At 69.9% G+C, this 24,948-nt stretch carries 25 protein-coding genes; 11 read left to right on the forward strand and 14 right to left on the reverse strand.

Going from position 1 to position 24,948, the window contains the following annotated elements; translation table 11 throughout:
• From KBY90_RS07895 to KBY90_RS07905, 3 genes are all read left to right on the forward strand, one after another.
• Positions 1 to 1,362, forward strand: a 1,362-nt coding sequence (locus KBY90_RS07895) for an iron uptake porin (RefSeq protein ID WP_254967999.1), incomplete at its 5' end; no start/stop codon positions are given.
• Between the two features lie 112 nt (positions 1,363 to 1,474).
• Positions 1,475 to 2,521 carry an extracellular solute-binding protein gene (locus tag KBY90_RS07900; RefSeq protein ID WP_254968001.1) on the forward strand — a complete coding sequence of 349 codons (1,047 nt, stop codon included), beginning with the start codon at positions 1,475 to 1,477 and terminating at the stop codon, positions 2,519 to 2,521.
• Positions 2,522 to 2,545: 24 nt separating this feature from the next.
• A complete protein-coding gene (locus KBY90_RS07905) occupies positions 2,546 to 4,102 on the forward strand; it encodes an iron ABC transporter permease (protein ID WP_254968002.1) in 1,557 nt (518 codons plus the stop codon).
• On the opposite strand, the gene KBY90_RS07910 is transcribed toward KBY90_RS07905, so the two are convergent.
• Positions 4,099 to 4,254 (reverse strand): hypothetical protein, encoded by a 156-nt coding sequence (locus KBY90_RS07910; protein ID WP_254968003.1) that lies wholly within the window; start codon positions 4,252 to 4,254, stop codon positions 4,099 to 4,101. The two genes, KBY90_RS07905 and KBY90_RS07910, sit on opposite strands and share 4 nt — an antisense overlap.
• A gap of 261 nt (positions 4,255 to 4,515) precedes the next feature.
• Here KBY90_RS07910 and KBY90_RS07915 point away from each other — a divergent pair, with 261 nt between their 5' ends.
• The 4 genes from KBY90_RS07915 to KBY90_RS07930 all read left to right on the forward strand — a co-directional run bounded on the left by KBY90_RS07915 (position 4,516) and on the right by KBY90_RS07930 (position 9,421).
• Positions 4,516 to 4,992 carry a hypothetical protein gene (locus KBY90_RS07915; RefSeq protein ID WP_254968004.1) on the forward strand — a complete coding sequence of 159 codons (477 nt, stop codon included), beginning with the start codon at positions 4,516 to 4,518 and terminating at the stop codon, positions 4,990 to 4,992.
• A gap of 92 nt (positions 4,993 to 5,084) precedes the next feature.
• Positions 5,085 to 5,966: a hypothetical protein gene (locus KBY90_RS07920; RefSeq protein WP_254968006.1), complete on the forward strand. Its 882-nt coding sequence runs from the start codon at positions 5,085 to 5,087 to the stop codon at positions 5,964 to 5,966.
• Between the two features lie 537 nt (positions 5,967 to 6,503).
• Complete coding sequence (locus KBY90_RS07925; RefSeq protein ID WP_254968007.1) at positions 6,504 to 7,541, forward strand: porin family protein; 1,038 nt, start codon at positions 6,504 to 6,506, stop codon at positions 7,539 to 7,541.
• A gap of 281 nt (positions 7,542 to 7,822) precedes the next feature.
• Positions 7,823 to 9,421, forward strand: coding sequence for a mechanosensitive ion channel family protein (locus KBY90_RS07930; protein WP_254968008.1), 1,599 nt, complete (start codon positions 7,823 to 7,825; stop codon positions 9,419 to 9,421).
• Positions 9,422 to 9,434: 13 nt separating this feature from the next.
• On the opposite strand, the gene KBY90_RS07935 is transcribed toward KBY90_RS07930, so the two are convergent.
• From KBY90_RS07935 to KBY90_RS07950, 4 genes are read right to left on the reverse strand one after another with little or no spacing between them, the layout of a single operon-like run.
• The gene (locus tag KBY90_RS07935) at positions 9,435 to 10,298 is read right to left on the reverse strand and encodes a bile acid:sodium symporter (protein ID WP_254968009.1); all 864 of its coding nucleotides are present in this window, start codon (positions 10,296 to 10,298) and stop codon (positions 9,435 to 9,437) included.
• Between the two features lie 48 nt (positions 10,299 to 10,346).
• The gene (locus tag KBY90_RS07940) at positions 10,347 to 10,748 is read right to left on the reverse strand and encodes a YidH family protein (protein ID WP_254968010.1); all 402 of its coding nucleotides are present in this window, start codon (positions 10,746 to 10,748) and stop codon (positions 10,347 to 10,349) included.
• Positions 10,745 to 11,131 (reverse strand): DUF1622 domain-containing protein, encoded by a 387-nt coding sequence (locus tag KBY90_RS07945; RefSeq protein ID WP_254968011.1) that lies wholly within the window; start codon positions 11,129 to 11,131, stop codon positions 10,745 to 10,747. Before KBY90_RS07945 ends, KBY90_RS07940 begins: the two co-directional genes overlap by 4 nt.
• A gap of 5 nt (positions 11,132 to 11,136) precedes the next feature.
• Complete coding sequence (locus KBY90_RS07950; protein ID WP_254968012.1) at positions 11,137 to 12,171, reverse strand: formylglycine-generating enzyme family protein; 1,035 nt, start codon at positions 12,169 to 12,171, stop codon at positions 11,137 to 11,139.
• 64 nt (positions 12,172 to 12,235) lie between these two features.
• Here KBY90_RS07950 and KBY90_RS07955 point away from each other — a divergent pair, with 64 nt between their 5' ends.
• Complete coding sequence (locus KBY90_RS07955; RefSeq protein WP_254968013.1) at positions 12,236 to 13,255, forward strand: HAD family phosphatase; 1,020 nt, start codon at positions 12,236 to 12,238, stop codon at positions 13,253 to 13,255.
• On the opposite strand, the gene KBY90_RS07960 is transcribed toward KBY90_RS07955, so the two are convergent.
• Complete coding sequence (locus KBY90_RS07960) at positions 13,250 to 14,752, reverse strand: arylsulfatase (protein WP_254968015.1); 1,503 nt, start codon at positions 14,750 to 14,752, stop codon at positions 13,250 to 13,252. The two genes, KBY90_RS07955 and KBY90_RS07960, sit on opposite strands and share 6 nt — an antisense overlap.
• A gap of 212 nt (positions 14,753 to 14,964) precedes the next feature.
• Between KBY90_RS07960 and KBY90_RS15090 the strand changes: the two genes are divergently transcribed.
• A complete protein-coding gene (locus KBY90_RS15090; protein ID WP_254968017.1) occupies positions 14,965 to 16,005 on the forward strand; it encodes an AraC family transcriptional regulator in 1,041 nt (346 codons plus the stop codon).
• A 92-nt stretch (positions 16,006 to 16,097) separates the two neighbouring features.
• Here KBY90_RS15090 and KBY90_RS07970 read toward each other — a convergent pair whose 3' ends face one another.
• The 6 genes from KBY90_RS07970 to KBY90_RS07995 all read right to left on the reverse strand — a co-directional run bounded on the left by KBY90_RS07970 (position 16,098) and on the right by KBY90_RS07995 (position 21,105).
• Complete coding sequence (locus KBY90_RS07970; protein WP_254968171.1) at positions 16,098 to 16,586, reverse strand: Fur family transcriptional regulator; 489 nt, start codon at positions 16,584 to 16,586, stop codon at positions 16,098 to 16,100.
• A gap of 77 nt (positions 16,587 to 16,663) precedes the next feature.
• Positions 16,664 to 17,740, reverse strand: coding sequence for a lysylphosphatidylglycerol synthase domain-containing protein (locus KBY90_RS07975; RefSeq protein ID WP_315858716.1), 1,077 nt, complete (start codon positions 17,738 to 17,740; stop codon positions 16,664 to 16,666).
• Positions 17,737 to 18,996, reverse strand: a complete 1,260-nt coding sequence (larC, locus tag KBY90_RS07980) for a nickel pincer cofactor biosynthesis protein LarC (protein ID WP_254968019.1) — start codon at positions 18,994 to 18,996, stop codon at positions 17,737 to 17,739. The genes KBY90_RS07975 and larC overlap by 4 nt, the downstream gene beginning before the upstream one ends.
• A 1-nt stretch (position 18,997) precedes the next feature.
• Positions 18,998 to 19,642, reverse strand: a complete 645-nt coding sequence (locus tag KBY90_RS07985; protein ID WP_254968021.1) for a hypothetical protein — start codon at positions 19,640 to 19,642, stop codon at positions 18,998 to 19,000.
• Positions 19,639 to 20,364, reverse strand: coding sequence for a DUF554 family protein (locus KBY90_RS07990; RefSeq protein ID WP_254968022.1), 726 nt, complete (start codon positions 20,362 to 20,364; stop codon positions 19,639 to 19,641). Before KBY90_RS07990 ends, KBY90_RS07985 begins: the two co-directional genes overlap by 4 nt.
• 3 nt (positions 20,365 to 20,367) lie before the next feature.
• Entirely contained in the window at positions 20,368 to 21,105 is a 738-nt protein-coding gene (locus KBY90_RS07995; protein ID WP_254968023.1) for a hypothetical protein, read from the reverse strand.
• Positions 21,106 to 21,167: 62 nt separating this feature from the next.
• Between KBY90_RS07995 and KBY90_RS08000 the strand changes: the two genes are divergently transcribed.
• Entirely contained in the window at positions 21,168 to 22,037 is an 870-nt protein-coding gene (locus KBY90_RS08000) for a tetratricopeptide repeat protein (RefSeq protein WP_254968024.1), read from the forward strand.
• Here KBY90_RS08000 and KBY90_RS08005 read toward each other — a convergent pair.
• Positions 21,949 to 22,371: a hypothetical protein gene (locus tag KBY90_RS08005; protein ID WP_254968025.1), complete on the reverse strand. Its 423-nt coding sequence runs from the start codon at positions 22,369 to 22,371 to the stop codon at positions 21,949 to 21,951. The genes KBY90_RS08000 and KBY90_RS08005 overlap by 89 nt on opposite strands.
• Positions 22,372 to 22,422: 51 nt before the next feature.
• On the opposite strand from KBY90_RS08005, the gene xth reads away from it, so the two are divergent.
• Positions 22,423 to 23,238 carry an exodeoxyribonuclease III gene (xth, locus tag KBY90_RS08010; RefSeq protein ID WP_254968027.1) on the forward strand — a complete coding sequence of 272 codons (816 nt, stop codon included), beginning with the start codon at positions 22,423 to 22,425 and terminating at the stop codon, positions 23,236 to 23,238.
• Positions 23,239 to 23,244: 6 nt separating this feature from the next.
• Here xth and KBY90_RS08015 read toward each other — a convergent pair whose 3' ends face one another.
• Positions 23,245 to 24,729 (reverse strand): FAD-linked oxidase C-terminal domain-containing protein, encoded by a 1,485-nt coding sequence (locus KBY90_RS08015; RefSeq protein WP_254968029.1) that lies wholly within the window; start codon positions 24,727 to 24,729, stop codon positions 23,245 to 23,247.
• Positions 24,730 to 24,948 lie beyond the last annotated feature (219 nt).

Here is a 24,948-nt window from a genome sequence, read left to right on the forward strand (position 1 = left end):
GAGCAGGTCACCAGCATCTCCCAGTTCTCCGACGTGCGGCCCACCGACTGGGCCTACCAGGCGCTCTCCAACCTGATCGAGCGCTACGGCTGCGTCGCCGGCTACCCCGACGGCACCTACAAGGGCCAGCGGGCCATGACCCGCTTCGAGGCCGCCGCTCTCCTGAATGCCTGTCTCGACCGCGTCACCGAGGTGACCGACGAGCTCAGGCGCCTGATGGCCGAGTTCGAGAAGGAACTGGCCGTGCTCAAGGGCCGCGTGGATGGCCTCGAGGCCAAGGTGGGTGAGCTGGAGGCCTCCCAGTTCTCCACCACCACCAAGCTGCGCGGTGAGGCCAGCTTCATGCTGGCCGGCTCGCCCGACTTCACCAGCCCGCGCCTGAACAGCGACGGCACCCGCCCGGCCGACCCGGACGAGACCACCGTCAACTACGACGTGCGGCTGAGCTTCGACACCAGCTTCACCGGCAAGGACCTGCTGCGCACCCGCCTGCGCGCCGGCAACTTCTCCAGCCTGCCGTTCCGTGAGGGCGTCTTCACCCTCGACAAGGCCACCGGCACCGCCGACAGCGTCAACATCGACCGTCTCTTCTACCGCTTCCCGGTGGCGGACAGCTTCAACGTGACGGTGGGCGCCCTGGTGCGCAACACCGAGATGCTCTCCTTCATCCCGAGCGCCTACAAGTCGGACATCCTCGACTACTTCGGTCTGGCCGGCGCGTCCGGCACCTACAACAAGGCCACCGGCGCCGGTGTGGGCGTGAGCTGGCGGCAGCAGGTGGAGAAGGGCAATCCCTACCTCACCTTTGACGCCAACTACGTCGCCAACAACGGCTTCGCCGATTCCAGCATCGGTGCCTTCAGCTCCGACAGCGGCATCAACGCCCTCACCCAGCTGGGCTACCGCGGCCAGAACTGGGGCCTGGCCCTCGGCTACCGCTACGGCACGGAGAACTCCAGCCAGCGCAACGCCAACTTCAGCAGCCGGGTGCCCGACGGCGGTGACACCAACAGCCTCTCGATCGCCGGTTACTGGAGCCCGGTGGACAGCAACTGGATCCCCTCGATCAGCCTCGGCTACGGCTACAACTGGGCCAGCGGCGGCCTGGATGACTCCCAGTCCTGGATGGCCGGTCTGCAGTGGAGCGATGTGGGCTGGGCCGGCAACGCCGCCGGCTTCGCCGTCGGCCAGCCGCCCTTCACCGGTGGCGAGAACAACTCGATGCTCTACGAGATCTTCTACCGCTTCCAGGTCACCGACAACATCAGCATCACCCCGGCCCTCTTCTACGCCGACGAACCCGCCACCAACAGGTTCAACGACGCCTGGGGCGGCGTGATTCAGACCACCTTCCGGTTCTGATCCAGACCCGGGAACCATCCCGGGAGCCAGTCCAGCGCCTCACACCTCCTCACACGTCCTCATGCCCGGGAGCCGAACCGCTTCAGCTCCCGGCCTTCCTTTCCACTCCGTCATGATCCAGTCCCTGTTCAACGCCAGGGCATTCCGCCTTGGCCTGGCTGCCGCGGGCAGCCTCAGCCTGCTGGGTGCCGTCACCACCGTCACCCAGGCCCAGAACCGCAACCAGGTGGTGAACGTCTACTCCGGTCGCCACTACAACACCGACAAGGAGCTCTACGCCCAGTTCACCCGCCAGACCGGGATCCGGGTGAACCTCATCGAGGGCAAGGACGATGAGATGATCGAGCGCCTGCGCCGCGAGGGCGCCAACAGCCCCGCCGACGTGCTGGTGACGGTGGATGCCGCCCGTCTGATCAGAGCGCAGGAGATGAATCTGTTCCGCCCGATCAACTCGGCCGCCCTCAAGCGCGATGTGCCCGCCAATCTGCGCGATCCCGGCGGCCACTGGTTCGCCCTCACCCGCCGGGCCCGGCCGGTGATGGTCAACCCGGCCCAGGTGAATCCGAATCTGATCCGCACCTACGGCGATCTCTCGCGCAAAGAACTGCGGGGCAAGCTCTGCATGCGCGATCGCTCCAGCGTCTACAGCCAGTCGCTCACCGCCGATGTGCTGCAGCGGGCCGGCAAAGCCACCACCGAGCGCTGGCTGACCGGCATGGTGGCCAACGTCAAGCAGCCCTTCTTCACCTCCGACACCACCATGGTGCGCGCGGTGGGCCAGGGTGAGTGCGGTGCCGCCGTGGCCAACACCTATTACCTGGCCCGTCTGCTCAACTCCGACAACGCCACCGACAAGGCGAACGCCCGCAAGGTGAAGGTGGTGTGGGTCAATCCCACCCACGTGAACGTCACCGGCGGCGGTGTGACCCGCAGCTCGGGCAACCCGGAAGGGGCCCGCAAACTGCTGGAGTTTCTCTCCTCCCCCACCGCCGGCGAGGGCTACGCCGGGGCCAACAACGAATATCCGGTGAAGGGATGGGGCAACAACCCCACCCTGCGGAGCTTCGGCACGTTCACGGCCACACCGGTGACGATCAAGCAGCTGGGTCAGCGCAACCGCGAGGCCGTGCAGCTGATGCAACAGGCTGGCTGGAAGTAGAGCGGAGCCTCGGCACCAGCTGCGATGGAGTCCACGGCGCGTCCAGACCACAACCTCGCAGGAGCGTCCCCGGCAGTCGGCAACGGCCGCCGGGGCCTCATCGTGGGCGGCCTCGGCATCGGCCTGCTGGCGCTGCTGCCGCTGCTGGCCCTGTTCTGGGACGCCCTCTTCGCCGCCCAGCCCAGTCCACTGGGGCTGGGCTTCAGCGGGGCGGAGCAGATCCGCGGCACCCTGCTGCTGGTGTTCGGCGAAGGGGTGGTGGGAGCCGCGCTGGGCACGGGCATCGGCTGGCTCACGGCCGTGTGCCGCTTCCCCGGCCGGCGCCTGCTGCGCGTTGCCCAGCTGGTGCCGATGGCGTTCCCGGCCTACCTGCTGGCCGCGAGCCTGATCGACTGGGGCAGCCACCAGGGCCTGCGCATCCATGGCCTGGGCTGGGCGATCGCCCTGCTCAGCCTGGCCAACTACAGCTACGTGTTTCTGCTCACCACCGAGAGCTTCTCAGCGGGTGGCCGCCGGCTGGTGGAAGCCAGCCGCTCCCTGGGGCTGGGCCCCTGGTCGAGCTTCTTGCGGGTGGCCCTGCCGATCGCCCTGCCGGCGATCGGGGCCGGCGTGGCCCTCAGCGCCATGGAAGTGGTGAATGAACTCGGGGCCGTGCGGCTGCTGGGCGTGCCCAGCCTGTCGGCCGGCATACTCGATCGCTGGCAGGTGGACGGCGATCCCCAGGGGGCGGCACTGCTGTCGCTGGTGGCCCTGGCGATCGTGGGGGTGCTGATCGCCCTGGAGCGGCAGCTGCGACGGCGCAGCAAGCGCTGGAACCTGGAAAGCCAGAGCGAGCGTCCGTTCAGCTGGCCCCTGCGGGGGTGGCGGGCGGCACTGGCACAGCTGGCCACGGCCACTCCGCCGCTGCTGGCGGTGGCCATTCCCGTCCTGTGGATCAGCGAAGGCTGGCCGGCCCTGCGGGCTGAACCCCTCGACGAACTTCTGCGGCTGGCGGGCCGCAGCCTGATCCTGGCGCTGGCGGCCACCGTGATCACCTGCGCCGGCGCCCTGCTGCTGGCGATCATCCGCCGCTGGAGCCCCCAGCCCCTGATCCGGCAGCTCAGCTTCATCGCCGGGCTGGGCTACGCCGTGCCGGGAAGCGTGCTGGGTGTGGGGCTGCTGATCCTCGGCGGGCCGCTGCTGCTGAGTCCGCTGCTGCTGCTGGTGTGGGGCTACAGCGACCGGTTCATGGCGGTGAGCAAGCAGGGCCTGGACGCGGCCCTGGAGCGGGTGCCTCCGTCCATGGATGAAACCGCCAGCAGCCTCGGACACTCCTGGCTGGCGGTGGTGCGGAGGGTGCACCTGCCCCTGCTGCGGGGACCGCTGCTGGTGGGCGGACTTCTGGTGTTCGTGGACGTGGTGAAGGAGCTGCCGCTCACCCTGGCGCTGCGGCCGTTCAACTTCGACACCCTGGCCGTGCGCGTGTACCAGTACGCCAGTGACGAGCGGGTGGAGGCGGCGATGGGCCCGGCACTGCTGATCATGGTGCTGGGCCTGGCCGCCTCGATCGCCCTGATTCCCACCCTGGAGCGCCGCGACTAGTCGCGGCCGCAGCGGCACTTGCCGCCCTTCCAGTTGGAGCACTTCTTCTGCTTGCAGCCCTTCTTCTTGCCGGCGCTGAGAACCGGGCACTGGCGGACGCCAGGGCAGAGCTTGGGGTGGTCGGAGGTGGCGGTGCCTAGGGGCTGGGCCATGGAGATCAGCTGGCTGGCTGGCCTGTGGGAGAGAGCCAGAACCTAGGAGGAATCGCGGCGCTTTTGCAAGCGATTCTCAATTGCGTGTGCCCGATGCAACCCGCATGTGTAACGGGTTCTGCGCAGGGGGCACAGCTTTTCGTGGATCCATGGATGCACTGAGGTGGGCATGGTCATGATCAGACCGTCACTCCATCCAGTCGCCCGCGGCCGCTCTGGCCCGCGCGCGGGGACCGTCCCCTGATGCCACGCCCTCTCTCCTTGCTCTTGCCAGGCGCCTGTCTTGCCCTTGGCCTCGGCGCCGCCTTCTCCGCCTCGCCGGCTCAGGCGCAGAGCGCAGCGTTGTACACCCTCGAAACCACCTGCTCCCTGCGTGGCGGTGCCGCCCAGCCCTGCGTGGTTGAAGCGATCGAAGAGGAGACCTTCACCACCTACCGCCACAGGATCGGCACGGTCACCGAGACCATCCGCATCGCCGACAACCCGGTGCGCATGGGCCGCCTCGATGAGGCCACCAGGAGCTGGTTGTACCTCAGCTCGGCCGCGGTGCAGTTCTCCACCAACACCATCTGCTTCAACGGCAGGGATCTGTGCGTGGTGAATCCCAACTACCTCAACAGCATCCGCGAAGAAAGACCGGAGGCTATGGATGGCCGCGACCTGGTGCGGGTGCTGTTCGCAGTCGACGGTCGTGTGAAGCTCGCCTGCTACGACGAAGGCTGCGAGGAGTTGCAGTGATGAAGGCATTGCATCAACGCCCTCTGCGGCCCTTCGCCCTCCTGCTGGCCGGCTGCCTCTGCCTGCCGGGCCTTCCCGCCGGAGCAGCGTGGATGGCCGACCTGCCGGACGCACCGTCCATGGGGCACGGGAGCGATGGGGAGTGGCTCGCCAAGAAAGGTGGCCAGAGAGGTGGTGGGAAGAAGAGCGTCTCCCGCAAGACGTCGTCGTCCAAGGGCTCGAGCGGATTCAAGAGCTCGGGGTCGGGGCTCGGCAAGGGCAACAAGCAACCCAAGGGCGGTTGGGCCAAGAAATCCGACAGCAAGAACGGCCCCTCGCTGAAGAGCCAGAGCAGCAAGGACAAGAACCAGACGTCCAGGAACCAGGCATCCAAGAAGCAGGACCGCCGCGAGCAGAAGCTCGACACACGGGAGAAGCAGGCGGATCGTCGGGATGAACGGCTGGACCGGCGGGACAAGAATCTCGACAAGCGTGCCGACCGCATCGATGATCGCTGGGACCAGCGCGCCAGGAACATCGACAAGCGCTGGGACAAGCGCTACGACCGCTGGGATGACCGCTGGGATCGCTATCCCGGCTGGGCCCGGCCCGGCTGGGGCTACGCACGGCCCTGGAACTACGGCTGGTACGACAGCGGCTACAGGTCGTCGAACTGGGGCTGGTGGGGCGCCAATGCCGCCGCCTGGGGCCTCACCACCCTCACCACGGCCGCGATCATCAACTCCGCCGTGGACAACGCGGTGTCGAACCAGACCACCTATGTGGTGGTGCCCAACACCGACTATCGACTCCTGTACGGCACGGTGGAGCCCATCAACGATCAGGCGGTGCGGTTTGCGGTGGAGGCAGGCAGCGGCGAAACCTACTTCGATGCCGACTGCAACCGCGGCACACTGAACGGACGCAATCCCAGCAGTGCCAGCGAGGCTGAATTGCTGAACGCCGCCTGCCAGGTGGCGTTCGGTTCGGTCTGAGCTTCGGGTCTTCCAGCAGGATCCTTTCTCGCTGCAAGACCCAATCGCAACCTCGGCTCCAAAGGGCAGTGAAAAGGGTGGGACTGAACAGACGACTGCCGGAACTCAACCGCTGCCAACCTTGCACCCCATGACTTGTTCTACCGGGCCTGCTTCCGCCTGCTGGAGAGCTGCCTGGGCCGAACCAGCCAGCACGGCTCAGTGAACCCTTGGATATCAGATGACTATCCAATACCCCCAGCCCAACGCCCCGCGGTGGCCTGGTCACAACCGGCCGTGATCTGCGATCAGGGGCCTGAACTGGACAGACCGGTGCCGCCGCACCGGATGGATGCGCAAGTCGGACAATCTTTCGCTTGACGGTGATTCCTTGGCCGCGCCTTCACCAGTTGGCTGAACACAGCTTTTCGCCCTCGACATCCGCAACGAACGGTGATAAAACTCACGTCCATTCCGCGACGGGCGACCACCTTGGCCGCAACCTCTTCCGATCGGGTGCCCCGGATCGATCAACTCGCCACCCGACAGGATTCGACCATGCAGCCTGTGTTCAGCAACCTCGCTGGGATCGCCGCGGTCCTTGGAGTTGTTCCGTGCCTGCTCGCCCCTGTCGCCGCCAGGGCCGAGTCCGCACCTGAGCCCTCCACGGACCAGTCGACCGCCCCCGAAACCGCCGCGCAGCCGCTCGCCCAGGCGGGCGGACCGATGCCGGGTCTCCCGCTGGAGGCCGCACAGGAATCGGGAGCGGGAGCGGATCCGGCGCCGGCCACCGCCGATGCCGCTGGCGACACCGATGCAGGTGGTGATGGCGAAGGCGATGGCGACGGTGATGGCGAGGCTGTGTGGCGCGGCACCCTCGAGCTCTACGGCTTCACTCCCCTGAAAGCCACCGGAACCACCCGCGTCCGCGGCTTCGAGGCGGACGTGGACCTGGACCTGGGCGACATCCTCGACGCCCTGGAGTGGGCCACCTTCGTGAGGGGCAGTGTGGAGCGCGGCCGCTGGGGGCTGCTCACCGATCTCAGCTACGTGCGGCTCGGCGCCCAGGGGGCGCGCACCGGCCCGGGAGGCCGCCTCACGGGCGAGGCGGAGGTGACCCAGAAGCTGGGCATCTACGACCTGGCCGTGCGGTACCGCATCGGCGAACCGGAAACCGCGCTGGCGAAACCGGGCGCCTTCACCCTGGTCCCCTACGCCGGCGTGCGGCTGATCGATGCCACTCTCGACGTGGATGCGGAAGTGCAGGGCAACGGGCCGCTGGGGCTGGAGTTCGAACGGCAGGGCACCTTCGGGCGCACCTGGGCGCAGCCGCTGGTGGGCGTGCAGGGCCAGGTGTTTCTCTCACCCCGGCTGCGCGCCTTCGCCCGGGCCGACATCGGCGGCTTCGGCATCAGCGGCGATCGGGACCTCTCCGGCAATGCCCAGGTGGGCCTGGGGTACGCCATCGGCAACAGCACCCAGCTGAATCTTTCCTGGCGCTACGTGGGGTTGGAGTACCGGAACGACAAGAGACCCAGCAGTGGCTTCAACCTCGACCAGAACGGCATCGAGGTGGGACTGACGTTCTTCTTCTGAAGCCCCTCACCCATGAAGCCACGCGCCCCTTTCCGACCCCTTCCGCTCCTGAGAAGACACAGCCAGGAAGGGGTGACCCCCAGGGCAGATGGGCGAGGGGGCCTAGGCCAGGATGCCAGCCCTGACCCGTGAGGAGTGCGGCCATGCCGGAGCTGGCAAGGAGGAGCCGTGATCGGATCCACAGGCATGGACCCGTCCTTTCCCTCTGCCTGGCACTCGCACTCACCTTTGGGATTCTCCTCACCACGCAGACACCCGTGGGGGCTCTTGGGAGTGACGCGTTGGCCGCGACGGCCAAGGATGCGGCGCCAGCGGAGGTGACCGGCAAGCCGGGATGTGCCGCGAAGCCGGGCTTCATCACCCTCGACGGCCAGAAGGTGCTGGAGATCCGGCGTGCACCGGGGGCCCAGAAACTCGATGCCTACGTACGTCGTGCCGAGGGGCGGCTGCTCCAGCTGGCGAAGGACCTGGCCGTTCAGCCCTCCCAGCTGGTCGTGCAGGAGGAACCTCCCTTCTCCGTGATCGGCATCCTTGAGCAGGACGGGCACTTCGCGCCCGAGATGGCCGTGGACGACCGCGAGGCGTCCTGTTTCGGACTCAGCCGGCAGCAGCTGGCGAACAGCTACCGCGACAACCTGCGCACAGCCATCAGCGCGTTCCGCGACCGCCGCACCCTTTCCACCTGGCTGACGGGAACGGCACTGGCCGCCCTGGTGCTGGGAATTTACGTCCTCTGGCTGCGGGTGCAGGGAAACATCAACCAGCGGCTGCGCCGGCGGATTGCCGAGCGCCCGCGGTTCATCCTGCAACGCCTGAGCCGGCTCGGCCTGAGCGGGTTCGTGGAGGTGGATCAGGTGCGCAGGCTGATGCAACGCCTGCGCCAGGTGATCCACTGGAGCGTGCTGATCCTCATCAGCTACCTGCTGATCCCGCTGCTGCTGGGCCTGTTCCCTCCCACCCAGGGCATCGCCGCGGGTCTCCGGAGTCAGATCCGGGATCTCGTGATGGGCTTCCTGAACGGGGTGGTACAGGCCATTCCCAACCTGCTCTCGATTCTGGTGATCCTGGCGATCACCATCCTGGTGATCCGCGCCAGCAATGCCTGGTTCCAGGCATTGGATCGCGGACGGGTCCGCATCCCCGGCTTCTATCAGGAGTGGGCCCTGCCCACGGCGCGCCTGGCGGCGATCCTGCTCACCCTGGTCGGCCTGGCGGCCGCCTTCCCCTACATCCCCGGCTCGGGGAGCAAGGTGTTCCAGGGAGCCGGCCTGTTCGTGGGCGTGCTGGCGGCCTTCGGTTCGAGTGCCATCGCCACCAACGTCATCAGCGGCCTGATGCTGATCTACACCCGGGCCTTCCGCGAGGGAGACAGGGTGGAGATCAATGGCGTTCTCGGGGTGGTGCAGGACCGGGCCCTGCTGGTGACGCGTCTGCAGACGCCGCGCAACGAGCTGGTGAGCATTCCCAACGCCACCGTGATCGGCGCCTCCGTGGTGAACTACAGCTTCTCGCGGCGGGAGATCCAGCAGCCGGTGGCTCTCGCCACCACGATCACCATCGGCTACGACGTGCCCTGGCGGCAGGTGCACGAGCTGATGCTCGGCGCCGCCCGCAGCGTGGCGGGCATCACCGATGAGATCGAACCCTTCGTGCTGCAGACGTCATTGAACGACTTCCACATCAGCTACGAACTGAACGCCTTCGTGCGCGATGCCGGCACCTACCGGCAGACGCTCTCGGAGGTGCTGGCTGCTCTGCAGGATCAGTTCGCCAGGGCCAACGTGGAAATTCTCTCCCCTGGGTACCACGCCATCCGCAACGGCAACGCCAGCACGGTGCCCGCAGCCCCCAACGACGGAGCCCGGGAGCCGAAGGGTTGATCAGGAGGGTTGATCAGGCGGCAGCGAACTGCCTCCGCCAGCGCAGGAAGGGGATGTGCACCACCACGGTGACGAGCAGGTAGACGAGGATCGCCAGCTTCAGGCCCTCGATGCTGGGGCCGTGGATAGCGGCGAACAGCAGCGCCAGACCGGGATTGCGCATCGAGGTCACCAGGGCCGCGGTGGTCTGGTCCTCGCGGTCCGCTCCGGCCAGCAGGAAGCCGATCGCCATCGAGGCGAGCACCATCACCGCCATGAAGGCCAGGGCCAGGACATTCCGGCTCACGAAGGGGATCAGAAGGTGCCCGGTCTTCAGCAGCACCGCCACCACCAGGATCAGCAGCAGCACGTTGGCGAGCCGGTCGAAGAAGCCGGTCTGGCTGGCAGCCCAGACCGGCCATCGCCGCCGCACCAGCATGCCGAGGGAAAGCGGCAGGATCTGGGCCAGGCCGATCTGGAGGGCCACCTGCCGGGGCTGAATGTCCCACCCCTCCACGCCGTGCAGCGTGGTGAGCAGGTAGGCCATCAAGGGGATGGACACGATGGCCGCCAGAGCGGCGCTGACCTGAAGAGTTGCCGCCAGAGCGCTGCTGCCGCCGGCCTTGTCCGCCTTGCGCAGCGTGAGCGGCGCGCTGGGGCACACCGCCATCAGGGCAAAGCCGAAGCGGGCGGGCTGGGAGAGCAGCTCACTGAGGGGCAACTGGAGAAGGAGCACCGCCACCAGGGGAACGAGCACGCAGCTGCCGAGCAGCACCCGCAGCAGCAGGGCGCGCCGGCGCCTGATCAGCTCGCGGATCCCTACCGGTAGTCCCAGGCCGAGCGCGAACATGATCGCGAACAGCGTGGCGGGAACGAGAAGCGCGGCGGCCTGGGCCATGGGAAGGAAGGAAAGAGCAGGAATCGAGGGCAGAGCTTGTGAACCCGCTCAAGCCGAGAGCGCACCGAGGATCAGGATGATGAAGGCGACCGCGCCGATCACGATCAGCGCCGCCGCGGTGGCCGTTGAGATCGACGTCTCCTCGATGTAGACATAATCGTCGCGGCGGATCTGGCGGAGATCCCTGCGGTGCTGGCGGATGGCCGACCCCATCGCCAGGATGCCGATGAGCACGAATCCCATCGCCATCAGGCGCACGCTCAGATCCACATGGCTGCCGTCGCCGAGGCGGGTGCGGTTGATGGCGCCGATGATCTTGTCGAGACCGAAGCCGAAGCTGATCAGCGAGAGACAGGTGCGGATCCAGGCCATCAGCGTGCGCTCGGCGGCGGCCCGGTTGCGCTGCTTGGCGAGTTCGTTGTTGAGGTTCCTGACGGGTTGGGAGGTCATTCGTGTGCTCCTGCTTGTTGCAGCGCTGCCTCCATCTTCTGCTCCGCTTCGATCTCCCGAGCCAGGAACACATTGAGGAAGGTGCGGATCACGGCCACGACAGCCAGCTGGATGAGGTTCTGGCCGGTGGCCGCGGTGGTGGTGGCCACGATGTCGGCCCCCAGCTGGAACTCGAGCGCCATCGACAGCCAGCTGCCGAAGGTGAGGCGGATGCCGCTGGTGGGCCGGTGGCGACGCCGGTGGTTGAGGGGAAAGGGAGAGGCCAGACGGACCACCGCCACCAGGCCGGTGATCACACAGAGAACGGAGAGGGATTCGAGGACGAAGCGCATCACCCCGACAACGGTGATGAGCACAACGTCCAGCTGTTCGATTGCTTCCATCGGCTTCAGGCGGATCGGGGGAGTCGCACAATGCAGCGGAAGCCCATGTGACAGGTGGAGGTGTCGATGCCCTGGGCCATGCGCGCAGCCGGGCGGTAACGGCGGCAGTAGCTCGGCGCGCAGAGGAAGGAGCCCCCCTTCACCACCTTGCGGGGGATGGTGCCGTGCTGGGAGGAGGAGTCGATGCTGGCCTCGCGGGTGGATCCGCGGGGATGGTCGATCGTGCAGCAGCCCCCGGCGGCCTTGTGGTCTGCCACCACGCGGCCGTGGTCGGCATACCAGTCCTCGGTCCACTCCCACACGTTGCCGATCATGTCGAGCAGCCCGAAGCCGTTCGGCGGGAAGGAACCCACGGGCGACGTGCGCTCGAAGCCATCGCGGCGGCTGTTGTGATGCGGAAAGTCGCCCTGAAAGGTGTTGGCCATGGGAACGCCGCCGGGGTGGAGCTCCTCGCCCCAGGCGAATTCGGCCCCTTCGAGTCCGCCCCGGGCGGCCCGCTCCCATTCCGCTTCGCTGGGCAGGGTCTTGCCGGCCCAGGCGGCGTAGGCCACGGCATCCGCAAAGGCCACATGAACCACGGGATGCTGGTCACGGCCCTTGATGGAACTGCCCGGGCCCTCGGGGTGCCGCCAGTCGGCACCGGGCACGTACTGCCACCACCGGTAGGGATCGGCGGTGCCGGCCGGCCCCGCCGGCGGTACGAACACGATCGAGGCGGGTGCCAGCAGGTCCGGCCGGGCGTCGGGGTAATCCGCGGGATCCGCAGGCCGTTGGGCAAGGGTCACATACCCCGTGGCCTTCACGAACTTCTGGAACTGGGCGTTGGTGACCGGGGCCCGGTCGATCCAGAACCCCTCCACCCGCACCCGGTGGGCGGGCGCCTCCTCGGGATAGTGGTGATCGGAGCCCATGGTGTAGGTCCCACCCGGGATCCACACCATGTCCCGGGCCGGGGCCCGCCCGGGCGGGCGGGCGGAGACCTCTGGAGCGGTGATGGTGGGGGACATGCCGGGGCGGGGCCTGGGGCGATCGATGGTCATGGGCGGATCACCGCGGTGCCTGTGGACTTGTCAGGATCGGAAGCCAACGCACCGGGGCTGACTCGTGGAACCTTCCCGCCGGGCCGCTGCCGTGCTGGTCGTGATGGCGCTGGCTGGCTGGATCCCCGCCAGGGCCGCCGAGCCGGATGCCTTGCCGTCCTGGAACGACGGGGCGCTCAAGCAGGGCCTGCTCACGTTCGTGCGCCGGGTGAGCCGGGAGGACTCTGCGGACTTCGTGCCCGTGGCGGAGCGCCTTGCAGTGTTCGACAACGACGGCACCCTGTGGCCGGAGAATCCCCTGCCGTTCCAGCTGCTCTATGCGCTGGACAGGCTGCGGGAAGCGGTGAAGCAGCAGCCGGAACTGCGCCGCGACCCGATGGTGCAGGCGGCCCTGCGCAACGACGTGGCCGCCCTGGTGGCGGGCCCCCGCCACGAGGGATTGCTGCGGATCCTGGCCCTCACCCACGCGGGCATGAGCAGCGAGGACTACCGGGCGTCGGTGCTGCGCTGGCTTGAGACGGCGCGCCACCCCCGCTTCGGACGGCGGTTCGACGAACTCGCCTACCAGCCCATGCTGGAGCTGCTGCAACTGCTGCGCAGCCACGGCTTCCGCACCGTGATCGTGTCCGGCGGCGGGGCCGACTTCATGCGCGTGTGGGCGGAACGGGTGTATGGCATCCCGCCGGAGCAGGTGGTGGGCAGCACGGCCCTCACCCGCTTCGAACTGCGGGACGGGCGGCCGGTGCTGGTGAAAGGGCTCGATCATCTGTTCGTGGACGACAAGGGGGGTAAGCCGGTGGGGATCCATGCCGTCCTGGGCCGGCAGCCGATCGCCGCCTTCGGCAACTCCGATGGCGATCTGGAGATGCTGCAGTACACCACCATCGCCAATCCCAGGCCTTCCCTCGGCCTGCTCGTCCACCACACCGACCCGCAGCGGGAGTATGCCTACGACGCCAATCCCCGCAGCAGCGGCCGGCTGGTGGAAGCACTGCGCCAGGCCCCGGAACGGGGCTGGCTGGTGGTGGACATGGCCCGGGACTGGAGGGTGGTGTTCGCACCCTCCAGCCGGAACGGCCTATGAGTGCCCGGTGGTGCTGGCCATCTTGTCCATCACCTCCTCGAGCGAGAAGCTGGCGGCCTTCTGACGCGGCGGAAACTCCTGGAACGTGGCCAGGAAGCGGCCCACGATGCTCTGGGCGGGGACGAGCATGAAGGCGTGATCCAGCATCCAGTCCCAGTAGGTGTTGGAGGTGATGTCGGCGCGCTCGTAGGGATCGGTCTTGAGGTTGAAGATCTTCGGCACCCGCAGGGCGGTGAAGGGCTCGGCCCACACCTGCAGCGTGCCGGTGGCCCGCTGCTCCATGAACACGATCTTCCAGTTGTCGTAGCGCAGGGCGGTGAGGTCACCGTCGTCGGAGAAGTAGAAGAATTCGACTCGCGGGCTCTTGTCGGTCTGGCCCGTCCAGTAGTCGAGCATGTTGTAGCCGTCGAGATGCACGTGGTAGTGCCGACTGCCCGCCTGGTGGCCGGCCTTGAGCTTCTCCTTGATCTCAGGTTCACCGGCGGCGGCCAGCAGGGTGGGCAGCCAGTCGAGATGGCTCACGATCTCCGTGAACAGGGTGCCTGGGGCGATCTTGCCGGGCCAGCGCACCAGGGCGGGCACCCGGTAGGCCCCCTCCCAGTTGGAGTTCTTCTCGTTGCGGAAGGGGGTCATGCCGGCATCGGGCCAGCTGTTCATATGCGGCCCGTTGTCGGTGCTGTACATCACGATCGTGTCGTCGGTGACGCCCAGCTCGTCGAGCAGATCGAGCATCTCGCCGATGCACTCGTCGTGATAGATCATCACGTCGTGGTATTCCGACTGCCAGCGCCCTGAGCGACCCACATCCTGCGGGCGGGCATGGGTGCGGAAGTGCATGTGGGTGGTGTTGAACCACACGAAGAAGGGTTCACCGGAGGCCACCGCCTCGCGGATGAAGCGCTTGGCCTCACGCAGGAACTCCTCGTCGCAGTTCTGCATCCGCTGCTTGGTGAGCGGGCCGGTGTTCTCGATGCGCTGGGTGCCGTCGGGATTGGCCCAGGAGTGCAGCACGCCGCGAGGACCGAAATTCTGGCGGAAGTTGGGAAAGTCTTCGGGGTTGGGATAGTCCGGCAGTTCCGGCTCCTCCTCGGCGTTGAGGTGGTAGAGGTTGCCGAAGAACTCGTCGAAGCCCTGGTTGGTGGGCAGGTGCTCGTCGCGGTCGCCGAAGTGGTTCTTGCCGAACTGGCCGGTGCGGTAGCCCAGCGGCTTCAGCAGCGAGGCGATGGTGGGATCCTCGGTGCGGTAGCCCAGTTCGGCGCCGGGCAGGCCCACCTTGCTGAGGCCGGTGCGGAAGACGCTCTGGCCGGAGATGAAGGCGGCACGGCCGGCGGTGCAGCTCTGCTCGGCGTAGTAGTGGATGAAGCGGCCCCCTTCCTTGGCCACGCGGTCGATGTTGGGGGTCTGGTAGCCCATCAGACCGTCGCTGTAGCAGCTGAGGTTGCTCTGGCCGATGTCATCCCCCCAGAGGATGAGGATGTTGGGCTTGCCGTTCGGCATGGCTGGGAATGCAGGGAGCACTCCGTCCATCCTGTGAATGATTCTCAGGAACGTCAGCCCATGGGTGCGCTCCGTTACCGCACTGTTGCTGCGTGAACCGTCAAGTTCGGCGCCGGCAGCTGACTGCGGTAGCTGCCGCAAGGCTCCGGACGGGGATGGCGGCCCGCCGCGAGAGACCTAGATTCCGCCCACCAGCGGCTGCGTGAACGGACGTGCTCGACAAGCCCGGCGGGTCCGCGGCAGCCGTGCCGCTTCTGTTCCACGACCAGCACACCCAGCACGATCGCGACCCGCAGGCGCTGGGCGAACGCCTGGCCCGGCACCACCCGGTGCTCGACTTCGCGCCGCGGCGCGGCCATGAAGCAGGGTTCGTGCACCGTACTAACACCATCCGAGCGGGCTCCCTGCTCCTCACCAGCGGCTATAGCTCGCCGATCGAGGGAGCCATGGGTGAGGATAAGGGCAACGCCTATGTGAATCTCTGCCTGGCCGGCAGCATCCGCTATCAGACCCAGGGCCTCAGCCAGGCGATCACCCCGTCGCGGCCCCTCTGGTTCTCACCAGGGGCCACCTACCGCTTCACGACCGATCACCTCAATGCCCTGGTGATGCGCCTGGATCTGGAGCGGCTGAGGAGCACGGCCGCCGCCATCGCCGGGCTCGGGGTTTCCCAGCAGCGCTTCGCCAGCGATCTGGAGGTGGCCAGGGTTTTCGGGTGCGAAAACCGACGCAGCCTGCAACTGATCCAGGTGTTTCGGCGAACGTTGTCGCTGCTCGACAACCCCGATCTGGATACCCATGGCCATCAGGATGTGCTCCAGGTTGACGATCTGATCTACCGCGTCTTCGCGCTGCTGCTGCACCCGCGGCTTGACACCGTTCTGGCCGTGCATCGACAGGGCGGCGTGGCACCCCGGGAGCGCATCTTCGAGGATCTCCTGGAATGGATCCGCGCCAATCTGCACACGCCGATCAACCTCACCGAGATGGAGCGGCGCAGCGGTTACTCCCGCCGCACCCTGCAACTGGCGTTCAAGCAGCGCTTCGGCTGTGGCCCGGTGCAGTGGGTGCGTCGTCAACGGCTCGAACTGGCCCGCCAGGCCCTGCTGCGTCCCCAGCCCGGCGACACGGTGGGGGAGATCGCCTCCCGTTTCGGCTTCGGCAACCTGGCGTCATTCAGCCGCGACTTCAGTGCTCACTTCGGGCTGCGCCCCTCCGAACTGATGCACGAAGGGAGGCGCCAGCTTTGCTGAGCGGGCAGGCCGGCGGTGGCAGCGGCGGCCATCTCCCTGGGCAGCAGCCCCCGGAGAGTGCGGGGGCTGCCACCAAAGAAAGAGGGGCTTGCTCAGGCCGGCCCTCCCAGCTCCAGGGCCTCCTCGGCGGCGCAGCGGGGGCAGAGGGCGCGCACGTTGAGCACGCACTCCAGCAGCCGGAAGCCGCGGCCCTCGGCGGCCGCCTGGCCGGCCTCGAGCACGGCCGGATTCTCGAATTCCTCGGTGCAGCCGCAGCGGATGCACACCAGGTGGTGGTGGTCGCGGTGGGCGTCGCTGGCCAGCTCGAAGCGCCGGCCGCCCTCCGGCAGCTCCAGCTCCTGCAGCAGTCCCATCGTGCTCAGCAGCCGCAGGGTGCGGTACACCGTCGCCAGCGACACCCGGGCCCGGTCGCGCAGCAGGCGCTGGTGCACCTGCTCGGCGCTCAGATGGGTGCCCTCGCCGATGCGCTCGAAGAGGTCCAGCACCCGCTGGCGCTGGGGCGTGAGGCGCTGACCGCGGTGGTGCAGGCTGTTGCGCAGGCCGTCGCCAGGCGAGCCGGAGGAGCTGAGCGGAGCGGACAGCGGTGCCCGGGACGAGGAGGGAGCCGGCACCGCACGATCCCAGACGCTCTCAACAATAGGCGCAATTGCAAACAGCCTCAGCCGGCCTGGGCGAGACGCCGGTCGATCCAGCCGTCCAGGCGGGTGCAGCCGGCCGCCGCCAGATCGGCCAGGGTCACCACCACCCGGTAGCTGAGGGCGATCGCCAGCAGCGGCGCCTCCGGCACGGCGCCACCGAGACGCAGCAGCAGGGTGGCCTCGAACACCCCCAGGCCCCCGGGCGCCCCCGGTACCAGCAGGCCCACGGCCCAGGCCAGGGCGAAGCCCGCCAGCCAGCTGGTCCAGGGCAGGGAGGCGTGCAGGTCGAAGGCCAGCACGCAGCACACGAAACCACCGAAGCGCAGCAGCACGAACAGCAGCTGCACCAGCAGCGGCGGCCAGGGATAGCCGGCCAGCGCCTCGCCCAGCGAGCGGTTGAGCGACTCCAGCGCCTCCGGCTCCAGCCGCAGGCGCCGGGCCTGGCGCCGCTCCAGCCGCTCCAGCAGCGGGGCCAGCCAGCGGGGCCAGAGCAGCAGCAGCGGCAGCAGGCAGAGCGGGCCCAGTCCACCCTGCATGCCCCCCAGCGGCACCAGGGCCAGGGCCGCCACGGCCGCCACCAGGGGATCGAACACCACCGCCACCAGGGCCAGGGTGAGGGGGGCCGGCGTGAGCAGGGGACCCTCCGCGGCCCGCAGCGGGGCGACCCGGCCGGCCAGATGCCAGATGCCGCCGGGCAGATACTTGCGCAGGTTGGTGTCGAGGTAGAGGCTCACCAGGGCGGGCCAGCGGGGCCGCAGCCGCAGCCAGCGCAGCACCACCCCCAGGCCCAGGGCGTTGACCACCAGGCTGAGCAGGCTCACCCCCACCGCCAGCACCAGCCACCACCAGCCCTGGGGGTCGAGGCTGAGCTGCAGCATGCGCCGGCCGTTGCCCACCAGGGCGGCGAGCACGAAGCCGAAGCTGAGCAGGCTCACCCACAGCGACACACCACCGGGGAGCGGCGGCAGCGGCGGCAGGGCAGAGACAAGGGGGCGCAGGGAACCGGCCAGGCCGCGCAGGCACTGACTGCACTGCCGCAGGGCCTGCTGCTGGAGCCGCTGCAGTGCGGGAGGGAGCCTCAGGGAAGGGAACGTCACGGCGGGGGAGGGGGAAGCCTGTCCAGCGCGTGCTGCACAGTGGCACGCACCTGGTCGATGGCCAGATCGTGGCGACGGGCCAGGGCGATCAGGTCGTCATGTTCGGGCTTGCTGCTCCAGCGGCCATCGGGGCGGCGGGCCTGCTTCACCCGCACCACCCCGAGGGGCGTGTCCAGCTCCAGGCTGCGGCGGGGCAGCACCCAGCGCCGCTGCTGCTGCTCCCGCAGCCCCAGGCTGGTGCCGTGGCGCCACCACACCTGGCGCAGGCGGGCCGCGGCGGCCGGATCAGGCCGGCCGAGGGCCGTCACCAGCCAGCCCGGCCGGCCCTTCTTCATCGTCAGCGGCTGGCTGAACGCCTCCAGTGCTCCGGCCTGGCGCAGGGCCTCGATCAGGAAGGCCAGGTCCTCGGGGGTGGCGTCATCGATCTGGGCCTGCTGCACCAGCACCGTCTCCAGCCACGGCTCCGCCGGCTCCGCAGCGCCAGCGCCGCTGGGCTCCAAGCCGCCAGCGTCAGCGGACCCGAGGGCATCGGCCAGCACCAGCCGCAGCAGGTTGGGGCGGTCGAGCTCACGGCTGCCCAGCCCCACCCCCACCCGCCGCGGCACGTGGGCCGGCGGCAACCCGAAGCGGTCCGCCCAGCAGGCGGCCAGGGCCAGGCCGGTGGGGGTGGTGAGCTCCGCCGGCGGCAGACCTTCGGCGGCGGCCAGGGGCACGGAGCGGCGGCGGGCGATCTCCAGCACCGCCGGCGCCGGCAGCGGCAGCAGCCCGTGGGCCGTGCGCACCGTGCCGTGGCCCGCCGGCGGCGGCGCGCACACCAGCCGGTCCACGCCGAGGTGCAGCAGGCCGGCGCACACGCCCACCACATCCACCAGGGCATCCACGGCGCCCACCTCATGGAAGTGCACCCGCTCGGGGGGGTGGCCGTGCACCGCCGCCTCGGCCTCCGCCAGCAGGCCGAACACCGCCAGCACCCGCTGCCGCAGGGCCTCCTCGAGGGGGGCCTGCTGCAGCTGCTCGCGCAGCCGGCTCCAGTGGCGCGCCGGCGGCTCCGGCTCCAGGCCCCGCACCGCCAGGTGCAGACCGCGCAGCCCGCCGCTGCGCCGCTCCTCCAGCTCCAGCCGGTAGGCACCGTCCAGGCCGAGGGCGGCCAGCGGGGCCTCCACCACCGCCCGGGGCACGCCCAGGTCGAACAGGGCCGCCAGCAGCATGTTGCCGGCCAGGCCGGTGGGGCAGTCGAGCAGGGCCAGCTGGCCCACCTCAGGCCTCCTGGAGACGCACCCGCCCCAGGCGCGGCGCCGCCGCCAGCAGGCGTTCGGCCTCGGCCTCGAGATCACCGCGGCGGCGCCGCAGCAGCTGGTCGATCTCGCGGCGGGCGCGGCGCTGCTCGCGCTGGGCGGTGGCCACGTCGTGGCCGGAGAGCCCCCAGAGACGCCCCAGCAGCGCCCGGTCATCGGCGCCGCCGATGCTGTCGCCGTAGATCAGGGCCTCGGCAGCCATGCCGGCCTGCAACACGCGGCTCCAGCGGCGCAGCTCCTCGAGCGGCAGCTTGGCGTGGTCCGGCGGGTCGAACTCGGTGCTGCCCCCGGCCGGCAACCCCGCCTGCAGACAGGCCAGGCTGCCCACCAGCACGCGGCGCACCGGCAGGGCCTCCTCGGCGGCCACGAGCACGTGGCCGGCCTCATGCACGGCGATGCGGCGCAGGCGGGCCTGACAGCCGGGCAGGGCCTCGGCCAGCAGGTGACCGCCGCGGCCGGAGAAGCCGGCGGCATCGACGGTGAGGCCGCCCAGGGCCAGCCCGGCCAGCAGGGCGATCCAGGCGGGCGAGAGGCCGAGCAGCGGACCGATCACCGCCAGCAGGCTGATCAGGGCCACCGCCACGCCGGCGGAGAGGGCGGAGGTCATGGCTGGATCCCCCAGCCCAGCAGGGGCGCCAGCAGCAGGGCCGGCAACGCATTGACGCTGGAGGGATGGGGCAGCTCCAGCAGCTCCAGGGCGAGGCTGAGCACCAGCAGGCCGCCCAGGGCGGCGCTGAACACCAGCACCGGGCTGGCCATGGGATCGGAGAGGCCCGCCGCCATCAGGGCGCCGGCGGCGGAGAGGGCGAACTGGAACACGGCCATGGGCAGCAGCACCCAGGCCAGGGTGAGCCCCACGCCGGCCGCCAGCAGGGCGGAGCTGACGCCGTCGAGGGCGGCCTTCACCAGGAGCAGGTCGGCGTCGCCGAGGGCGCCGTTGCGCAGACAGCCCACCAGGGTCATCGGCCCCACGCAGAAGAGCACGAAGGTGCCCGCCAGGATGCCCGGCCCGGAACCGGCCACGGCGCTGCCGCCGGCCCGCAACCAGGCCCCCAGGCGGCGCTCCAGCGCCAGGGCCTCACCCGCGCTCACGCCCAGCACCAGGGCCAGCAGCGCCGGCAGCACCGCCGGGAAGGCCCCCAGACGCAGCTGCCACAGCGGCTGCACCATCTGCACCGCCAGCAGCAGGGTGACCACCCCCAGCCAGCGGCGCCACTGCTGGGCCAGATCGAGGCTGATGCGGGAGCCGAGGGCAGCGCCCACGGCGGTGCCCAGGGCCACGGCCAGCAGGTTGATCCAGGTGCCGCTGGTGGCCTCCCAGAGGGCCATGGTTCAGCGGCCGGGACGCAGCACGGCGGTACGACGGGGGGACTCCGGGCCGCGGGGCTGCCCGCCCTGGTGACCGCCCCGGGGGCGCTTGTCGGGCTGCCTGCGGCGGTCCTTGCCGCCACGGTTGCCGCGCTGGGCCACCGGGCCGATCACCTCCAGACCTTCCAGCGTCAGCGCCTGGCCCTGGCGGCGCAGGTCGAGGGAGACGAAGTGGCGCAGATGCTCGAGGGGCACCTCCCCGCGCAGCTGCAGCTTGAAGGGGGCCGGCCGCTGGCCGTCGCCCCGGGGACGCTGGCGCACCTTCACCACCAGATCGCCGGTCTCCGGTTTGGTGAACACCAGCTCACCGCGCACGGAGAAGTAGTCGTCACCCTCGGGCAGGGCATCGCCGGCGGGAGGCTCGGTGGGAGTCGCGTCGGAGGTCGCCTCGGCGGGTGCCTCTGCGTCGGTGGCGGCCAGGGTGCTGGGCTCCCAGATGCCCACCATCTGCAGATGCAGGCCACCCTCCTCACGACTGCGGGGGTACACCACCCAGAGATGGGGTTCGGCCAGGTCGACGTGACGGCGCAGCAGGGTCAGCAGCCGTCCCAGCACCACGGCCTCGAGCTGCTCACCGTCGGCCGTGTGGATCGCGCCGCGGTTGATCTGATCGTCGGCGGCCGGCACGTAGGTGCCGCGCACCAGGCCGATGGCCCGGTACTGCAGCGGTTCGGTGACCGGGGGGATGGGGTGGTCGCGCATGGCGCCAATGTAGGGGCAGCGGACCGGCAGACTCAGCGCACGCAGGTTCAACGGCGCTCCGAATGCCCCGCCTCCCGAACCGATCCTCCGCCCCCCAGGGCCTGTGGCTGGGACTGGCCGCGGGCGCCCTGGCCGTGCTCTGTCTCGGAACGGGCTGGTGGCTGGGGCAGCGCCAGCTGGCCGGCGGCCAGGCGGGCGCACGCACGGCCCTGGTGAAGCAGGCCGGTGAGCTGCGCCGCCGCGTGGAGGATGGCGCGGCCAGCGCCGAGGAACAGCAGCGGCTGCTGGAGCTGATGGTGGCCCTCGACCAGCAGCAGGAGGCCACGGCCCTGCTGGAGCGGCTGGCCGACGAGGATCCCCAGCGCTGGTCACTGCGGCTGCTGCTGGCGGAACTGCGCCGCGACCAGGACGACCGCAGCGGCGCCGAGCGGGAGCTGCGCCAGATCCTGCGCCAGCGGCCCGACCAGGTGGAGGCCCTGCAGCTGATGGCGCTGCTGCAGCTGGAGGGGGGACGCGGCGCCGAGGCCCGCAGCCAGCTGGAAGCGGCGCTGCAGCGGGCGATCGCACCGAAGCTCAGGCCCGAGGCCCTGCCGATCGGGCTGCTGCTGGCAAACGTGCTGGAGCGGCTCGGCGAGCCCGGCCAGGCGGAGGCGCAGCTGATCCGACTGACCACGCTGTTTCCCGCCGATCCCCGGCCCCTGCTGGCCAGGGCGCTGCTGCAGCACGGCCAGGGGAATGTGGCGGCGGCCCAGGCCACCCTGAGCGAGGCGCGCCGGCGTCAGAGCGATCCGGAGCAGCAGCAGCAGCTCGACCGGCTGGCCGCCGCCTGGGGGCTGGCCTCGCTCAGGGAGCCTGCATCAGGCCAGACCCAGCAGCCGACCCCGGAGCCGCAGGCCGACCAGCCGGCTGGGAGCCCGCCTCGAAGTCCCTGAGGGCGGCGTCGATGGCGTCGCCGGGAGGGGTGGCGTTGTCCAGCGCCGTGGCGCGCCGGATGCGGTTCATCAGGTCGATCGGGTTGGTGGCATCGAGGATGCTGCCGGAGCGGCTGGGTCCGATGCCGTCATCCAGCTGCTGCTGCTGCTGGGGGGTGGTGATGCTCTGGCCGAGTCCGCCCTGCTGGGCGCGGGCCGCGCCGACGCCGAGGCTGAAGGGCGCCAGCAGCAGACCGGCGGCCAGGAGGGCCGTGGCACGCGCCGACCTGCCGGCACGCGAGGGGCGGACGGTGCCCAAGGGCCGGGAGGTGGTCGAGCGGGAACGGGCGGTCATGGGGTTCCTTCCTTCGACTGGAAGGCATGCTAAGGGCGCTCAGGGGGCGGCATGCGCATCGGCAGCTGGAACGTGAATTCGGTGCGCACGCGCCTGGCCCAGGTGCTGGCCTGGCTGGAGCAGGAGCGGCCCGAGGTGCTCTGCCTGCAGGAGACCAAGGTGGAGGATGCGCGCTTCCCCGCCGAGGCCTTCGAGGCCCTGGGCTACGCCTGCGCCATCAGCGGCCAGAAGTCCTACAACGGCGTGGCCATCCTCAGCCGCCTGCCGCTCGAGGACGTGCAGATCGGCTTCAGCGCCCTGCTGGGCGGCGATGCGGAGGCGGAGCGGCTGGGGGAGCAGAAGCGGGTGATCAGCGCCTGGATCGACGGCATCCGCGTGCTCAACCTCTATGTGCCCAACGGCAGCGCCGTGGGCAGCGACAAGTACGCCTACAAGCTGGAGTGGCTGGCCTGCCTGCGGCGCTACCTGGAGGCGCAGGAGCAGCAGGGCGAGCCCCTGTGCATGCTGGGCGACTTCAACATCGGCCCGGAGGACCGGGATCTGCCGGACCCGGTGCGGTTCACCGGCGGGATCATGGCCAGCGAGCCGGAGCGCCGGGCGCTGCGCGAGCTGCTGGGGGAGCGGCTGCAGGACGCGTTCCGCATGTTCGAACCCGGCAGCGGCCACTGGAGCTGGTGGGACTACCGCAGCGGCGCCTGGGACCGCGACCAGGGCTGGCGCATCGATCACATCTACCTGTGCGAGGAGCTGCTGGCCTGCGCCACCGGCTGCGTGATCCACCGGGACACCCGGGGCCAGACCCAGCCCAGCGACCACGCGCCGGTGGTGGTGCACCTGGCCTGGCCGCCCGACGACGAGGAGGGGTGACGCCGCTCAGAACACAACCGCCTCGGCGGGCAGCTCCACCCCCTCGGCCTTCAGCACCTGCACCCGCCGGGCCGACTCGGCGCAGCTGCGCGGGGTGGGGAAGATCTTGCCGGGGTTGGCACGGCGCTGGGGATCGAAGGCGTCGCGCAGCAGCTGCATCGTGGCCAGGTCGTCGGGGCCGTACATCCAGTCGAGGTAGCAGCGCTTGTCGCTGCCCACCCCGTGCTCGCCGGTGATGCTGCCGCCGGCGTCCACGCACAGGCGCAGGATCTCGGCCCCCAGCTCCTGCACCCGCTCGCGCACGCCGGGCTCGCCGTCGCGGTAGAGGATCAGGGGGTGGAGGTTGCCGTCGCCGGCGTGGAACACGTTGGCCACCGGCAGGGCGAAGCGCTCGCTGAGCGCCTCGATCGCCGCCAGCACCCGCGGCAGGGCGCTGCGCGGCACCACGCCGTCCTGGAGGTAGTAGCTGGGGAAGCGGCGGCCCAGGGCCGAGATCGCCGACTTGCGGCCTTTCCAGAGCAGGGCGCGCTCCTCCTCCTGCCAGGCCTGGCGCACCTGGCGGGCGCCGGCCTCGCGGCAGAGCGCGGAGGCCAGCTCGGCGGCGGCCACCACCTCCCGCTCCTGGCCGTCGAGCTCGATCAGCAGCACCGCCGCCGCGTCGGCGGGGTACTCCTCGAAGCCCTCCACGCCGCGCAGGTAGTCGTTGACGGCCTCGATCACCAGCCGGTCCATCATCTCCATCCCCGCCGGCAGGACGCCGGCGGCGGTGACGCGCCGCACCGCCTCACCGGCGGCCTCCATGGAGCCGAAGTCGGCCATCAGCACGGCCACGCTCTGGGGCGCCCGCAGCAGCCGCAGGGTGATGGCGGTGGCGATGCCCAGGGTGCCCTCGCTGCCGATGAAGGCGCCGCGCAGGTCGAGTTCGGGGGTTTCGTCCAGGTCGCTGCCGAGGGTGGTGACGGTGCCGTCGGGCAGCACCACCTCCAGCGCCAGCACGTGGTTGCTGGTGACGCCGTACTTGAGGCAGTGCACGCCGCCGGAGTTCTCGGCCACGTTGCCGCCGATGCTGCAGGCCACCTGGCTGGAGGGATCGGGGGCGTAGTAGAAGCCGTCGCCGGCCACGGCCCGGGTGACCCAGCTGTTGATCACGCCGGGCTGCACCACCACCCGCCGGTTCTCCAGATCCACCTCCAGCACCCGGCGCATGCGGCTGGTGGCGATCACCAGGGCCTCGCTCTCGGCCACGGCGCCGCCGGAGAGGCCGGTGCCGCTGCCGCGGGCCACGAAGGGCACGCCGTTCTCGTGACAGAAGCGCAGCACCGCCGCCACCTGCTCGGTGGTTTCGGGCAGCACCACCAGCGGCGGCTGATGGCGGTGCAGGGTGAGGCCGTCGCAGTCGTAGGCGAGCAGCTCCTGGCGGGCCGCCACCACCGCCCGGGACGGCAGCAGGCGGCGCAGGCCGCGTTCCAGCTCGGCCCAGTCGCGGCTCACGGGCGGGGGGTGCCGGGATTGCAGGCCCTGCCGGAAGGGTGGCCGTGGGGTGCGCGGATCAAGGGGCTGCGGGTGCTGGCGCGGTTCAAGTCTGCTCCCGCACCGGGCCCCTGGATCACAGTCTGTGGTGACCGGTGCCGGCGGGTGGGGCCGTTCTGGGTCAGGATGGGCCACGGTTTTCCATCGCCAGCGGAATCCCCTTGACCTCGGCACCCGTTT

Origin of the sequence: Cyanobium sp. CH-040 (genome assembly GCF_024346135.1) — a bacterium.
Lineage (GTDB): Bacteria > Cyanobacteriota > Cyanobacteriia > PCC-6307 > Cyanobiaceae > NIES-981.

Bases quoted from the DNA above. Each gene is read 5' to 3' on its own strand.
- KBY90_RS07900 (WP_254968001.1), top strand. From the start codon at position 1,475: ATGATCCAGTCCCTGTTCAACGCCAGGGCATTCCGCCTTGGCCTGGCT.
- KBY90_RS07905 (WP_254968002.1), top strand. From the start codon at position 2,546: ATGGAGTCCACGGCGCGTCCAGACCACAACCTCGCAGGAGCGTCCCCG.
- KBY90_RS07910 (WP_254968003.1), bottom strand. From the start codon at position 4,254: ATGGCCCAGCCCCTAGGCACCGCCACCTCCGACCACCCCAAGCTCTGC.
- KBY90_RS07920 (WP_254968006.1), top strand. From the start codon at position 5,085: ATGGCCGACCTGCCGGACGCACCGTCCATGGGGCACGGGAGCGATGGG.
- KBY90_RS07925 (WP_254968007.1), top strand. From the start codon at position 6,504: ATGCAGCCTGTGTTCAGCAACCTCGCTGGGATCGCCGCGGTCCTTGGA.
- KBY90_RS07935 (WP_254968009.1), bottom strand. From the start codon at position 10,298: ATGGCCCAGGCCGCCGCGCTTCTCGTTCCCGCCACGCTGTTCGCGATC.
- KBY90_RS07940 (WP_254968010.1), bottom strand. From the start codon at position 10,748: ATGACCTCCCAACCCGTCAGGAACCTCAACAACGAACTCGCCAAGCAG.
- KBY90_RS07945 (WP_254968011.1), bottom strand. From the start codon at position 11,131: ATGGAAGCAATCGAACAGCTGGACGTTGTGCTCATCACCGTTGTCGGG.
- KBY90_RS07950 (WP_254968012.1), bottom strand. From the start codon at position 12,171: ATGACCATCGATCGCCCCAGGCCCCGCCCCGGCATGTCCCCCACCATC.
- KBY90_RS07960 (WP_254968015.1), bottom strand. From the start codon at position 14,752: ATGCCGAACGGCAAGCCCAACATCCTCATCCTCTGGGGGGATGACATC.
- KBY90_RS07985 (WP_254968021.1), bottom strand. From the start codon at position 19,642: ATGACCTCCGCCCTCTCCGCCGGCGTGGCGGTGGCCCTGATCAGCCTG.
- KBY90_RS07990 (WP_254968022.1), bottom strand. From the start codon at position 20,364: ATGGCCCTCTGGGAGGCCACCAGCGGCACCTGGATCAACCTGCTGGCC.
- KBY90_RS07995 (WP_254968023.1), bottom strand. From the start codon at position 21,105: ATGCGCGACCACCCCATCCCCCCGGTCACCGAACCGCTGCAGTACCGG.
- KBY90_RS08000 (WP_254968024.1), top strand. From the start codon at position 21,168: ATGCCCCGCCTCCCGAACCGATCCTCCGCCCCCCAGGGCCTGTGGCTG.
- KBY90_RS08005 (WP_254968025.1), bottom strand. From the start codon at position 22,371: ATGACCGCCCGTTCCCGCTCGACCACCTCCCGGCCCTTGGGCACCGTC.
- xth (WP_254968027.1), top strand. From the start codon at position 22,423: ATGCGCATCGGCAGCTGGAACGTGAATTCGGTGCGCACGCGCCTGGCC.